We start from the raw sequence: 13778 nt of genomic DNA, 5'->3' as shown, positions 1-13778 counted from the left end.
CGCGATCAACAACCTGTTTGACTGCTTCAGTTTTAAACTCTTCGGGATAACGCTTACCGCTCATGGGCACCTCTCTTTAAGCCATCTTAAATGACTCTGAGGTGTCTGTTAAACCCGTGGCGATTCACTTTGCTAAAACCTCCCTACCCTCTGACAGAGGAAAGCCACTTACCTTCCTTCAGTGGTTTATGTCGGAATTTTTGACATGGTTTGATATGTCCGCGTCATGCTTCAATGGCACAATCAACGGCAACACCTGAGGCGGTCCAGACACCTGATCCGCTCCGAGTATTGATTATCCCCCCCGCTTTCATCTGAAAGTATCGACCATTCTCCGCGCTGGCTGAAGATTGGCAATCCTATACTGGTTTTCTGTGAAAATTAGGTGGATGATCTTTGCCACTGGCTATCCTGCGAACAAAATAGATTAAATGCACCTCAAATAGCCTATAATCCGTAGTTAATCATGCTGAAGTGGTCACTGAACGTACAAATCACAAGTCTGTACCTATGGGCGTTATGGTGTGGTGCATGCAGCAAAGCCAGTAATGGCGCGGCCTAGGCAGAACTACCATCTGTGGCGCAGCTAAACACAATCACCGATCCGCCCTTCTATACAGATAAATAATTTTCGTACAAAAACAACGAAAAACCCTCCATTTCTGGGCCTGTGAGAGCCTCTCAGCGGGACGCTGTGATATGGGTCTGTCAGTTTACAATTGTGAGGGGGATGACGAGCTGTAGAGCTTCTGGTGGAGCATACGGAGCTATTGGTGGTGGTGCTCGCGCTGGTGTGGATTTCAGGCAATAAAAAACTCCGCCGGAGCGAGGTCAAAGTGGGGATGTTTTAGAATTGTTCAGGCTTCGGCCTTAATGTTCATGACTGTTCTGGTGCTGACGTTGTGGCTTTCTGCGATTGCAGGAATGGTTTTACCTGCTGCGAGTTCTGCTTTAATGGCTTCACGATCAATAGAGCGACCTTTGCCCCGTCCGGTGATCCTGCCTGCGGCTTTTGCTGCTTCGTAACCTTCACGCTGGCGCTCCAGCATCGTTTCACGTTCCATCTGTGCGACTGCTGCCAGTACGGTCAGCATCATATTACCTGCTGGAGAGTTCTTCCCGGTCTTAAAATCCTCTTTGTGGAACTGAACAACTACACCCCGTTCTGTTAACCGCTCAACCGTTGCCAGCAAGTCAGCAGTGTTACGGCAAAGGCACAGGAAGACAGCGTTTCGCCTGTTGTAATAAAGCGAGGCAAATTGCAACGCAAGCAAAGTAGTGTAACGCAGTGATAACACCAGGATATTTCATGCAGATCCAGTGAAATTATTAGGCGGCTAATCGATCCACTCAGCGGATCTATAATAGAGCCGGGGATATTTTAAGCAGGAGGATGTAAACTGGGAGGATAAAGAGACGGGACACCTACGGGGGCGGGTTGTGAAAGTATTTCCTGTTGTCTTCGACCTTATTGCACGTAAAATGACCAGACACATTTTGGAAAGGAGTCTTTAATGGATATTGCGTTGCTTAACAGGGGCTGGAACAGAACATGGTCAGATACCATGGTGAATCTGGAGGCCCGGAAACTCGTCGAAACTGCAAATCGGCTATCAGCATTCTATTTGCAAGATGGGATAACACGTATCAAGTTTGTCGAAGAGATAAAACAGGTTGTAGATAAAGAATTTGAAACTGCACGACGGGCCAAAACCGATGAAGAATGCATTGCATGCATCAAAAATCTGCGTGCCGAAATAGATAATCTGCAAGAACAAGAACGCCTGTTAAGAACCAGAGCCGCCCAACTTTATGCAAAGGTCGAGTTTGTCAGGGAAAACAATAAAATCGTCGGATACGTGATTTCGGCAATCCATATAGTGGTATCTGGAGCAGCATTATTTGGTGGGATGGTTATGATGTCCACTATGACCCCTGTTGGAGTTCTTGCAGGAGCAGTTTTATTTGTTGATGGTATTAACGGTATAACAAAAGAAGCAAGCCATCTTCGCTATGGTGAACAATCCAAATCGGAAGGAATTTTTGCTGATGGCGCAATGGAGACCGCGCAATTTATGGGGTTTAGCCCAAAAAGTGGATTAGCTCTTTATAATACGGTGACTCTAGGGGCGAGTGTCTATAGTATCTTCGGCTTAGCAAGGAAACCCGGAGCTTGGCGATTATTCCGTTGGCTGCCGCGTGATTACTACCGAAAAGTTGACACAATGAGCAAGCCTAAGCTAACGATGAAAATCGCTGGATATGGTGTCAAAGCGAAAGTCATTTTTGATCTTCTGGCTACTGATAACAGTACTAATTAAGATTTGTTCGCTCTACAGAATCGCCAAGATTTATAAGCAAGTACAGGCGGTTGTATAAAAATTGCAACCGCTGCGCCACAAGAAAGGCCAATAGCACCAGAGAAAACACTCTGCTCAGATGCGAACATCACAAGAAAAATGAATACAGCAAGGCAACCGGATACAACCCACACGGCAAGAATAAATCGCCTAGCCAGGTCCCTGATTGCATTCCCCAACGTTCCACCATAGCTTTCAACGTTGTTCTTTATCTTCTTCAAATCCGATGGTGTAAAGCCAGAACTCAACAAAGCCTCATCAGTAACATCCATATTGTCCTCTCCGCATTTCTTAACTGGCAATGGCACACATAATCATAGTGATGAACTTTACAGTAATCCACATGATGTTTGTGCAATGTATCAGCTTTCAGACAATAGAAGCCATAAAGCCCCGTTAGTGGTAGAAGCAACAAGCGGAGCATAGCGACTGCAACAGGCCAACCTAGTTGGTTTCGCTTTGCGAAAGTCACCAGTGACCAAATCAGATTGTCAGGGGGATCACACCTTATCAGGGTGCTCGTGTACCTTTCGGAGCGTGAGCAAAGCGCTGGCAGAGCCGGATCTGTAGCTACCGGGGCATTACCACTATTCACCTGTTTACGTGGCTCATAGGGCCACACATCGGGCTTAAATGCGTGTGTTCAATCTGTTCGGGAGTTATGCCAGGTATGCGACTTTTTGTTCGTTGTTGTACTATCGCGGTAAGAACCTGGAACCACCGCCAGCGTGGATGATATGTTCCCTTGTACCACAGACCTATCACGCGACAGGTACGGGTATAGAACAGTGGGTAGTTTTAGTTGTACCTGCTAAAGCAGAGCAACGTAACTAACTGATGAAATATAACTTCTTGATTTATGAGCAGACTGGAGCGGGCGAAGGGAATCGAACCCTCGTATAGAGCTTGGGAAGCTCTCGTTCTACCATTGAACTACGCCCGCTTTGAGGTGCGTAAGGCATTATAGACCTTACGCCTCTTCATACAAGCCTTTACCCCACTAAGTGGCGATTAAATAATCACTTAGCACTTCGGTTTACTGCCCTGCGCCGGAAGATAACGCTGCGGATCGATGGCCGTGGCCTTATAGCGAATCTGGAAATGCAGCTTCACCGTATCCGTCCCGGTACTGCCCATGGTCGCAATCTTCTGCCCCGCCTTCACGTTCTGGCCATTATTCACCAACATCGTGTCGTTATGCGCATATGCCGTAATGTAGTCCTCACCATGCTTAATCATGATCAGGTTACCGTATCCACGAAGCTGGTTACCGACATAGACCACCTTCCCGGCCCCTGAAGCGTAAACCGGCGTGCCGCGTGCGGCAGCGATATCAATACCTTTATTGCCCCCTTCCGAGAGCGAGTACGGCGCAACCACTTTTCCGCTTGCAGGCCAGATCCAGCAGCGCTGACCGACCGGCGGCCAGGATGATTTAGGCACCTGATAGGATGGCGTCACTTTGGCTGTTTTACGCGTTGAGGACTTTTTCCCTGAGGAGGAACCGCCGTTAACCTTGAGCTTTTGCCCTATCTCAATGGTATAGGGTGGAGAAATATTATTCAGGCGCGCCAGCTCCTTCACGCTGGTCCCCGTGGCACGTGAGATGCGGTAGAGCGTGTCCCCGCGCTTAACGGTATAGACGGCACCGGAATAACTGCCCATATCCGAAGATTTACTCCCCGAGCATCCTACTATAAGTAGCGTCAGCGTCAGGCAGAAAACGGCAATGATCGGGTTTCTCGTCAGGCTTCCTGCAAACAAAACAGCTCCTCGGTCAGCGTGAATGGCGCACTATGATAGCAGCCCAAACTGATGCGGGTCATGCCCTTTTCCGCTCTGTGGGCCAAACCGTTCGCATAAGAATGCAGTATAATAATTCCGCTGATGGTGCTGAACCATTAAGCATTATGGCACTGGAGCATCAATGAGTATTCAAGAACACGTTATTTTGGTAAATGACCAGGGAAAGGTGATTGGCACTCAGGAGAAGTACGCCGCGCACACGTCACACACCCCGCTTCACCTGGCCTTCTCTTCATGGCTGTTTAACGCTAACGGAGAATGTCTGATTACCCGGCGCGCCTTAAGTAAAAAAGCCTGGCCCGGCGTGTGGACCAACTCCGTTTGCGGACATCCACAGGCCGACGAAGCGACAGAGCAGGCGATTATCCGCCGCTGCCGCTTTGAAGTCGGCGCCGAAATCATAGACATCACTCCCGTTGCCCCGGCGTTCCGCTACCGTGAAGCCGACCCTTCAGGGATCGTTGAAAACGAAATCTGCCCGGTCTATGCCGCCCGCGTAACGAATACCCTCGCAATCAATAGCGACGAAGTGATGGAGTATCAATGGGTGGAGCTGGACGCGCTCTTCCGCGCGCTGGACGCCACACCGTGGGCATTTAGTCCGTGGATGGTGCAGGAAGCGAACACTGCGCGCGAAAAACTCAGCGCTTTTGCGGCGCAATAAAAAAGCCCCGGCGATAAACGCACGGGGCTTTTTTTACGTCTTAACGGCTTATTTCACCGGACGCATCGCCGGGAACAGGATCACGTCGCGGATGGTGTGGCTGTTGGTGAACAGCATCACCATACGGTCGATACCAATACCCAGGCCAGCCGTCGGCGGCAGGCCGTGTTCCAGCGCGGTTACGTAGTCTTCGTCGAAGAACATCGCTTCATCGTCGCCTGCCGCTTTCGCGTTAACCTGATCCTGGAAACGCTGCGCCTGATCTTCTGCATCGTTCAGCTCGCTAAAGCCGTTACCGATTTCGCGGCCACCGATGAAGAATTCGAAGCGGTCAGTGATTTCCGGGTTCTCGTCATTACGACGCGCCAGCGGAGACACTTCCGCCGGGTATTCGGTGATGAAGGTCGGCTGAATCAGGTGCGCTTCGGCCACTTCTTCGAAGATCTCGGTCACGATACGGCCCAGACCCCAGCTCTTCTCAACCTTAATACCGATGCTTTCAGCGATCGCTTTCGCAGAGTCGAAGTTATCCAGATCCGCCATATTGGTTTCCGGACGGTATTTCTTGATCGCTTCGCGCATGGTCAGTTTTTCGAACGGTTTGCCGAAGTCGAACACTTCTTCACCGTAAGGGACCTGCGTGGTGCCCAGAATATCCTGCGCCAGGGTGCGGAACAGGGATTCGGTCAGCTCAATCAGATCTTTGTAATCCGCATACGCCATATAGAGTTCCATCATGGTGAACTCTGGGTTATGACGTACGGAGATGCCTTCGTTACGGAAGTTACGGTTGATCTCAAACACGCGGTCGAAACCACCGACCACCAGACGCTTCAGGTACAATTCCGGCGCGATACGCAGGTACATGTCCAGGTCCAGGGCGTTGTGATGGGTGATGAACGGACGGGCAGAGGCACCGCCTGGGATCACCTGCATCATCGGGGTTTCTACTTCCATAAAGTCGCGGTTAACCATGAACTGGCGAATACCGGCCATGATCTGGGAGCGAATTTTGAAGGTCTTACGGGATTCATCATTAGAGATGAGATCCAGGTAGCGCTGACGATAGCGCGCTTCCTGATCCTGCAAACCGTGGAACTTGTCCGGCAGCGGGCGCAGGGCTTTGGTCAGCAGACGCAGTTCGGTACAGTGGATAGACAGTTCACCGGTCTTGGTTTTGAACAGTTTACCTTTAGCGCCCAGGATGTCGCCCAGGTCCCACTTCTTGAACTGCTCGTTATAGATGCCTTCCGGCAGGTCGTCACGAGAGACATACAGCTGAATGCGGCCGCCAACGTCCTGTAAGGTCACGAAGGAGGCTTTACCCATGATACGACGGGTCATCATGCGGCCCGCCACGGACACTTCAACGTTCAGCGCTTCAAGCTCTTCGTTCTCTTTACCGTCGAAGTCTGCGTGCAGTTGGTCAGAGGTGTGGTCACGACGAAAATCGTTCGGGAACGGCACGCCCTGCTCGCGCAGCGCTGCCAGTTTCTCGCGGCGGGTTTTCAGTTCGTTGTTAAGATCGACTACCGCGTCAGCGCCCTGTGATTGTTGTTCAGACATGTTGGTTCCTCATAACCCTGCTTTCAAACTTGCTTCGATAAATTGATCCAGGCTGCCGTCCAGCACCGCCTGCGTGTTACGGGTTTCAACCCCGGTACGCAGGTCTTTGATGCGGGAGTCATCAAGGACGTAAGAACGGATCTGGCTGCCCCAGCCGATGTCGGACTTGTTGTCTTCCATCGCCTGCTTCTCAGCATTTTTCTTCTGCATCTCCAGCTCATAAAGCTTCGCTTTCATCTGCTTCATGGCCTGGTCTTTGTTCTTATGCTGGGAACGGTCGTTCTGGCACTGTGTTACCAGCCCGGTTGGAATGTGGGTAATACGCACCGCAGATTCCGTACGGTTAACGTGCTGACCGCCCGCGCCGGATGCGCGGTAAACGTCGATACGCAGGTCCGCCGGGTTGATGTCGATATCGATATCTTCATCTACTTCCGGGTAGACAAACGCGGAGCTGAAGGAGGTGTGGCGACGGCCACCGGAATCGAACGGGCTCTTACGCACCAGGCGGTGAACGCCGGTTTCAGTACGCAGCCAGCCGTAGGCGTAATCGCCAATAATCTTAATGGTGACGGACTTGATACCCGCCACTTCACCTTCGGACTCTTCGATAATCTCGGTTTTGAAACCGCGCGCTTCAGCCCAGCGCAGGTACATGCGCATCAGCATGCTGGCCCAGTCCTGCGCTTCGGTACCGCCAGAGCCTGCCTGAATATCGAGATAGCAGTCAGCGCTGTCGTATTCGCCGGAGAACATGCGACGGAATTCCAGCTGCGCCAGCTTCTCTTCCAGCACGTCGAGCTCTGCCACGGCTTCGTTAAAGGTTTCTTCGTCGTCGGCTTCGACAGCCAGCTCCAGCAGCCCAGAAACATCTTCCAGACCCTGCGCCATTTGATCCAGCGTATCTACGATGGCTTCGAGGGAGGAACGTTCTTTACCCAGCGCCTGCGCGCGTTCAGGTTCGTTCCAGACGTCCGGCTGTTCCAGCTCGGCGTTTACTTCTTCGAGACGCTCTTTCTTGGCATCGTAGTCAAAGATACCCCCTAAGAACGTCAGAGCGCTCCGTGAGGTCCTGAATGCGGTTTTTTACCGGATTAATTTCAAACATGGTCTGTTTTCTTTTATGAGCTTGTCAAAATGCGGTGATAAGAGCGGGATTGTACCGAATCCACGCCCTTTTTTATAGAGATTACTGACGCTAAATTGGCCAGATATTGTCGATGATGATCTGAAGGGTGCGGTTACCGCGGAACTCGTTAATATCCAGCTTATAGGCCAGCTCAACCTCGCGCACGCCGTTGTCCGGCCAGATGGAGGTATCAACGTTAAAGGCGATGCCGTCGAGCAGCGGCCCGCCGCCGACCGGTTCCACCATCACTTTGAGATGGCGTTCGCCCACGATGCGCTGTTGCAGCAAACGAAAACGTCCGTCGAAAAGCGGCTCCGGGAACATCTGCCCCCACGGGCCGGCATCGCGCAGCATCTGCGCCACCTCCATGGTCATTTCAGCCGGAGAAAGCTCGCCGTCAGAAACCACTTCACCCTGCAACAGAGACGGATCGATCCACTCGGTGACCAGTTCGCCAAACAGACGCTGGAACTCGTCGAACTTCGCCTCTTCCAGCGACAGGCCTGCCGCCATCGCGTGGCCGCCGAACTTAATCATCAGGTTCGGATGAAGCGTGTCGAGACGCTCCAGCGCATCGCGCATATGCAGCCCCTGAATGGAACGACCGGAGCCTTTCAGCGTGCCGTCCCCGGCGGGGGCGAACGCGATAACCGGGCGGTGGAAACGCTCTTTAATACGCGACGCCAGAATGCCCACCACGCCCTGGTGCCATTCGGGGTGATACATCGCCAGCCCGCCCGGCAGGGTGTCACCGCTGCGCTCCAGCTTTTCGCACAGGGTCAGCGCTTCGGCCTGCATCCCCTGCTCAATCTCTTTACGGGTCTGGTTGAGTGCGTCCAGCTCACTGGCCAGCACGCGCGCTTCGCCGATGTTGTCGCACAGGAGCAGCGCAACGCCAACCGACATATCGTCCAGCCGCCCCGCCGCGTTCAGGCGCGGGCCGAGGGCAAAACCCAAATCGCTTGCCGCAAGCTTCAGCGGATCGCGGTTGGCAATTTCCAGCAGCGCCTTGATCCCCGGACGGCATTTGCCCGCCCGAATGCGGCTCAAGCCCTGCCAGGTGAGAATACGGTTATTGGTATCGAGCGGCACCACGTCCGCCACGGTTCCCAGCGCCACCAGATCGAGATACTCCGCAAGATTCGGCACGGCAATCCCGCGCGATTCGAACCAGCCCTTATCACGCAGCAACGTGCGTAACGCCAGCATCAGATAAAACGCCACCCCTACTCCGGCCAGCGATTTCGACGGGAAATCGCAGTCGCGCAGGTTCGGGTTAATGATGGCTTCGGCGTCTGGCAGGGTTTCTCCTGGCAGGTGGTGATCGGTGACCAGTACCGGGATCCCCAGCGCATGGGCATGATCGACCCCCGCATGAGAAGAGATCCCGTTATCCACGGTCATGATCATCTGTGCACCACGGGCATGGGCCTGATCGACCACTTCCGGGCTGAGGCCGTAGCCGTCTTCAAACCGGTTCGGCACCAGGTAAGCCACGTTATCGCAGCCCAGCGCACGCAGGCTGAGTACGCTCAGCGCGGTACTGGTTGCGCCGTCGGCATCGAAATCGCCCACCACGACAATCCGCGTCCCGTCACGGAACGCGTCGTAGAGCATTTCAGTCGCTTTTTCGATGCCACTCAGCGCTTGCCAGGGCAGCATGCCTTTAACGCTGCGCTCAAGATCGCTTGCCGTACGCACGCCACGGCTGGCGTACAACCGCTTTAACAGCAGCGGAAGCGTATCTGGTAAATCCGCGGTTTCAACCGCATCGCGGCGGCGCAGTTTTATCGGGGCTTTCACGCGAATTATTTACCACCCGTCTGTTTCTGGTGTTCGTCGAGGAACGCTTTCATCTCTTTTGGTCCCTGGTAGCCCGGCACCACATAGCCGTTGCTCAGCACAATGGCTGGCGTACCGCTCACGCCAAACTGTACGCCCAGCGCGTAGTGGTTAGCGATGTCGATATCGCAGGAGGCGGGCTTCACGCCTTTACCGTTCATCGCATCATCAAAGGCCTTGTTGCGGTCTTTCGCACACCAGATCGCTTTCATATCCTGCTCAGGCTGACTCTGCACGCCAGCGCGTGGGAAGGCCAGGTAACGCACGGTAATGCCCAGCGCGTTGTAGTCTTTCATCTCTTCATGCAGCTTGTGGCAGTAGCCGCAGGTGATGTCGGTGAAGACGGTAATGACGTGCTTTTCCTGCGCCGCTTTGTAGACAATCATCTCTTTTTCGAGCGCATTCAGGTTTTTCATCAGTAGCTGGTTGGTGACGTTCACCGGCTGCGCACCGCTCACGTCGTACATTGGCCCCTGAATGATGTGCTTTCCGTCTTCGGTCACGTACAGCACGCCGCTGTTGGTCAGCACCGTTTTCATGCCAGCCACCGGCGCTGGTTGGATCTCGCTGCTGGCGACGCCGAGTTTCGTCAGAGACTGTTTAATGGCGGCATCATCCGCATGGGCAAAACCGGAAACCGAAGCTGCCAGCAGGGTGAACAGCGCTAAAGACTTTTTCATATATGATCCTGTAACAATTCGTCGGCACTCACGCGCGAGGGTGGTGCTGTTGGTGTAGCTGCCGCAGGCGTTCCGTCGCGACATGGGTGTATATTTGCGTCGTTGAAAGATCGCTGTGTCCAAGCAACATCTGCACCACGCGTAAATCCGCGCCGTGGTTTAACAGATGCGTCGCGAAGGCGTGACGCAAAACGTGCGGCGACAGCTTCTCACTGTCAATACCCGCCAGTGTGGCGTAATGTTTAATGCGATGCCAGAACGTTTGTCGCGTCATCTGCTGCGCGCGCTGGCTCGGGAATAATACATCTATGGAGACGCCGTTCAGCAGCCACGGACGCCCGTGTTCCAGATACGTCTCCAGCCAGTAGACCGCCTCTTCACCCAGCGGCACCAGCCGTTCTTTGTTCCCTTTACCGATAACGCGCACCACGCCCTGACGCAGGCTGATATCGCTCATCGTCAGGCCCACCAGTTCAGAAACGCGCAAGCCCGTGGCATACAATAGTTCAAGCATGGCTTTATCGCGTAACTCCAGCGGAAGGTCAACTGCGGGCGACTGTAATAATCTCTCAACTTGCGCTTCGCTGAGATCTTTTGGCAGCCGCTGAGGTAGTTTAGGCGATGCCAGCAGTGCGCTGGGATCATCCGCGCGGATCTTCTCGCGGTAAAGGTGCTGGAACAGGCGGCGCATGGCGCTCAGCAGACGTGCGGAGCTGGTGGCTTTGTACCCCCCTTCCATCCGCTCAGCCAGTAACCCTTGCAGGTCATCGCTTTGTGCGCTTTCAAGCGTCAGACCCCGGTGCGCCAGCCACTCGACCAGCAGAGTGAGATCCCGACGATAGGCGCTAAGCGTATTTTCAGCGAGGTTTTTCTCCAGCCACAGCGCGTCGAGAAACTGTTCGATGAGTGCGAGATCCTTTTCCACATCAACCCCTATGGTTCTGCAATCTGGCCATTATGCCTGATTGCCATCGGTTTCTGGTACACTACGCGCAAAGTCATAGCAAGAATTGAGATAGTTACGCGATGAATATTGGTCTGTTCTATGGTTCCAGCACCTGCTACACCGAAATGGCGGCGGAGAAAATTCGCGACATTATTGGCCCGGAACTGGTGACGTTGCATAACCTGAAAGATGACGCGGTTGCCTTGATGGAGCAGTACGATGTGCTGATTCTGGGTATCCCTACCTGGGACTTTGGTGAGATTCAGGAAGACTGGGAAGCCATCTGGGATCAGCTCGATTCAGTCAATTTTGAAGGCAAAATCATTGCGATGTACGGCATGGGCGACCAGTTGGGCTACGGGGAGTGGTTCCTTGACGCACTCGGCATGCTGCACGACAAACTGGCCCCAAAGGGCGCGACCTTTATCGGCTACTGGCCTACGGAAGGCTATGAGTTCACCAGTCAAAAACCGATAATTGCCGACGGCCAGCTGTTTGTCGGGCTCGCGCTGGATGAAACCAACCAGTACGATCTTAGCGACGAGCGCCTCCAGAGTTGGTGCGAGCAGATTCTGGGTGAGATGGCCGAGCAGTTCAGCTGATTTACTCCTGCGTCGGCTGTTGCACGATCAACCGGCGCAGATCTCGCCACTCCGCAGGATCCATACTGTCTGCTGCCAGCCACAGGTGCTGGCGACGATTGTCCTCGACCCGACGCAGCCGTAGCATCATCCCGGTGTTGAGCATCCACGGCGTCCCTATCATTTCCCACTCTTTTCCCTGCCAGCGCAGGCGAGAATCCATCAGCAGCTTAATTTCACCCTGACGGGCGTTGATTCGACGCTGGCTGCGCACGCTGTCAAACACTACAAACGACAGCAAAAGCAGCCACAGAGGGGTATAGCTTAGCGGCCACGGCACCAATAACACCATTGCCGCGACCAGACCGTGGAGCAGTAAGGACATCCACTGTGAGCGCCACGAGACGCGAAGATCAGATTGCCACAGGACCACGTTCCTGATTCCGTGTTTGAATTAATTGCACCATCCGTTGCAACTCGGTGTCGGCGGGCTTGCCGTGATTCATCAGCCAGTTGAATAAATCCGGATCGTCGGACTCAAGCAGACGGACAAACAGGCGCTTATCGTCATCGCTTAAGCTGTCGTACTCATACTCGAAGAAAGGCATGATGGAGATATCAAGTTCACGCATGCCGCGACGGCACGCCCAGTGAATACGGGCCTTGTTGTTAATATCCATGTTCTGTTTCCTGCATTACGTTTGGCACAGTCGGTATCCCGTTCGGTATTCATTATTGCTCTTCGGGAACACCTGCTAGTGTAACGTGTTTTTGACCGTTTCTTTACTGGAATATTGCGAACCTCGAGCAGGCTTCCTGAATAATCCTTATAAAGACAGCGGATTACACTATTTTGCGTAGCGCCACGCATAACCGCGTAATGGCACGAATGGCCTGCTGAAAGCGCTTGCATTGAATACAGTCTCTTTTACCATTAGGTATTATCAAAGCGTTAAGCAATTCAGGACATCACTATGGCATTTACACCATTTTCTCCTCGCCAGCCCGCCGCCTCTGCGCGTCTGCCGCTGACGCTGATTACTCTTGATGACTGGGCACTGGCGACACTGACCGGTGCGGACAGCGAAAAATACCTGCAAGGCCAGGTCACGGCGGACGTGGCGCAGTTGACTGAGCACCAGCATCTGCTGGCCGCGCATTGCGATCCAAAAGGCAAAATGTGGAGCAACCTGCGTCTGTTCCGCCGTCAGGACGGATTCGCCTTCATTGAGCGTCGCAGCCTGCGTGACGCCCAGCTTAAAGAGCTGAAAAAATACGCGGTCTTTTCTAAAGTCACCATCGCCCCGGACGATGAACACGTTCTGCTGGGGGTAGCGGGTTTCCAGGCGCGTGCAGCACTGAAAAACCTGTTTGCCGAGCTACCGGATGCCGGAAAACAGCTGATCAGCGAGGGAGAAACCTCCATTCTGTGGTTCGAACACCCTGCGGAGCGCTTCCTGCTGGTAACCGACGAAGCAACGGCGGAACGTGTCACTGAAGCCCTGCGCGGTGAAGCACAGCTCAACAACAGCCAGCAGTGGCTGGCGCTGAACATCGAAGCGGGCCTGCCGGTTATTGACGCGGCAAACAGCGCGCAGTTTATCCCGCAGGCGACAAACATCCAGGCGCTGGGTGGTATCAGCTTTAAGAAGGGCTGCTACACCGGACAGGAAATGGTGGCGCGTGCGAAATTCCGCGGCGCGAACAAACGTGCCCTGTGGACGCTGGCTGGTCACGCCAGCCGTGTGCCGGAAGCGGGTGAAGATCTCGAGATGAAGATGGGCGAAAACTGGCGCCGTACCGGCACCGTGTTAGCCGCCGTCCAGCTCGATGATGGCCGCCTGCTGGTGCAGGTTGTCATGAATAATGATATGGAGCCCGACAGCGTGTTCCGCGTGCGGGATGATGCAAACACGCTCAGCATTGAGCCGCTGCCGTATTCACTGGAAGATTGATGCTGTATCGCCCGGTGTTGATATTCTCCCTCTCCCTGTGGGCTGAGGGATCCCCAGTAATTTGAAAGCAAAAGCGATAACGTTGCCTCAGAATAACTGAGGGCTTTCAGCGATGCCTCGGTCCGGCTGTAAATCGCTGAGGCGTTTCCTGTAGGCCGGGGCGAGGCGCAGGGATGCGCCGAGAGGGCGGGCTTTACAGGGATGTTACCTCCGCCCGTCCCCGATAAGCCGGAAGGAATAAGCCGAAGG

14 protein-coding genes and 1 tRNA gene are annotated in these 13778 nt (G+C 53.8%); 4 read left to right on the top strand and 11 right to left on the bottom strand.

The window, feature by feature from the left end:
- Positions 1 to 857 precede the first annotated feature (857 nt).
- Positions 858 to 1274 (bottom strand): recombinase family protein, encoded by a 417-nt coding sequence (locus C3451_RS23370; protein ID WP_223862218.1) that lies wholly within the window; start codon positions 1272 to 1274, stop codon positions 858 to 860.
- Between the two features lie 240 nt (positions 1275 to 1514).
- Here C3451_RS23370 and C3451_RS23365 point away from each other — a divergent pair, with 240 nt between their 5' ends.
- Positions 1515 to 2321 (top strand): DUF4225 domain-containing protein, encoded by an 807-nt coding sequence (locus C3451_RS23365; RefSeq protein WP_045623275.1) that lies wholly within the window; start codon positions 1515 to 1517, stop codon positions 2319 to 2321.
- Here C3451_RS23365 and C3451_RS23360 read toward each other — a convergent pair.
- From C3451_RS23360 to actS, 3 genes are all read right to left on the bottom strand, one after another.
- Positions 2318 to 2632 (bottom strand): hypothetical protein, encoded by a 315-nt coding sequence (locus C3451_RS23360; RefSeq protein ID WP_015673660.1) that lies wholly within the window; start codon positions 2630 to 2632, stop codon positions 2318 to 2320. The genes C3451_RS23365 and C3451_RS23360 overlap by 4 nt on opposite strands.
- A 597-nt stretch (positions 2633 to 3229) precedes the next feature.
- Positions 3230 to 3303: transfer RNA gene (locus tag C3451_RS23355), tRNA-Gly, on the bottom strand.
- A gap of 80 nt (positions 3304 to 3383) precedes the next feature.
- Positions 3384 to 4124, bottom strand: coding sequence for an amidase activator ActS (gene actS / locus C3451_RS23350; protein ID WP_023298539.1), 741 nt, complete (start codon positions 4122 to 4124; stop codon positions 3384 to 3386).
- A gap of 163 nt (positions 4125 to 4287) precedes the next feature.
- Between actS and idi the strand changes: the two genes are divergently transcribed.
- Positions 4288 to 4830: an isopentenyl-diphosphate Delta-isomerase gene (idi, locus tag C3451_RS23345; protein ID WP_023298540.1), complete on the top strand. Its 543-nt coding sequence runs from the start codon at positions 4288 to 4290 to the stop codon at positions 4828 to 4830.
- A 48-nt stretch (positions 4831 to 4878) separates the two neighbouring features.
- Here idi and lysS read toward each other — a convergent pair whose 3' ends face one another.
- From lysS to xerD, 5 genes are all read right to left on the bottom strand, one after another.
- A complete protein-coding gene (gene lysS / locus C3451_RS23340; RefSeq protein ID WP_022649302.1) occupies positions 4879 to 6396 on the bottom strand; it encodes a lysine--tRNA ligase in 1518 nt (505 codons plus the stop codon).
- A gap of 9 nt (positions 6397 to 6405) precedes the next feature.
- A protein-coding gene (gene prfB / locus C3451_RS23335) for a peptide chain release factor 2 (protein ID WP_096147815.1) occupies positions 6406 to 7504 on the bottom strand; the annotation gives its coding sequence in 2 pieces (ribosomal slippage) (positions 6406 to 7428 and positions 7430 to 7504; 1098 coding nt in all).
- A gap of 90 nt (positions 7505 to 7594) precedes the next feature.
- A complete protein-coding gene (gene recJ / locus C3451_RS23330; RefSeq protein ID WP_045308807.1) occupies positions 7595 to 9328 on the bottom strand; it encodes a single-stranded-DNA-specific exonuclease RecJ in 1734 nt (577 codons plus the stop codon).
- 5 nt (positions 9329 to 9333) lie between these two features.
- Complete coding sequence (gene dsbC, locus C3451_RS23325) at positions 9334 to 10047, bottom strand: bifunctional protein-disulfide isomerase/oxidoreductase DsbC (protein ID WP_022649304.1); 714 nt, start codon at positions 10045 to 10047, stop codon at positions 9334 to 9336.
- Between the two features lie 28 nt (positions 10048 to 10075).
- A complete protein-coding gene (gene xerD / locus C3451_RS23320; protein ID WP_003863442.1) occupies positions 10076 to 10972 on the bottom strand; it encodes a site-specific tyrosine recombinase XerD in 897 nt (298 codons plus the stop codon).
- 101 nt (positions 10973 to 11073) lie between these two features.
- On the opposite strand from xerD, the gene fldB reads away from it, so the two are divergent.
- Entirely contained in the window at positions 11074 to 11595 is a 522-nt protein-coding gene (fldB, locus tag C3451_RS23315; RefSeq protein ID WP_015571793.1) for a flavodoxin FldB, read from the top strand.
- A gap of 1 nt (position 11596) precedes the next feature.
- Here fldB and C3451_RS23310 read toward each other — a convergent pair whose 3' ends face one another.
- A complete protein-coding gene (locus C3451_RS23310; RefSeq protein ID WP_022649305.1) occupies positions 11597 to 12007 on the bottom strand; it encodes a protein YgfX in 411 nt (136 codons plus the stop codon).
- Positions 11988 to 12254, bottom strand: a complete 267-nt coding sequence (sdhE, locus tag C3451_RS23305; RefSeq protein ID WP_003863437.1) for an FAD assembly factor SdhE — start codon at positions 12252 to 12254, stop codon at positions 11988 to 11990. The genes C3451_RS23310 and sdhE overlap by 20 nt, the downstream gene beginning before the upstream one ends.
- A 294-nt stretch (positions 12255 to 12548) precedes the next feature.
- Here sdhE and ygfZ point away from each other — a divergent pair, with 294 nt between their 5' ends.
- Positions 12549 to 13529 (top strand): tRNA-modifying protein YgfZ, encoded by a 981-nt coding sequence (gene ygfZ / locus C3451_RS23300; RefSeq protein ID WP_045622914.1) that lies wholly within the window; start codon positions 12549 to 12551, stop codon positions 13527 to 13529.
- The last annotated feature ends 249 nt before the right edge of the window (positions 13530 to 13778 follow it).

This window comes from Enterobacter sp. 301B, from assembly GCF_003850715.1.
In the GTDB taxonomy this organism is placed as follows: domain Bacteria; phylum Pseudomonadota; class Gammaproteobacteria; order Enterobacterales; family Enterobacteriaceae; genus Enterobacter; species Enterobacter intestinihominis.
The sequence above is the reverse complement of the archived record's forward strand: the minus strand, read 5'-3'. Positions and strand labels throughout refer to the sequence as shown.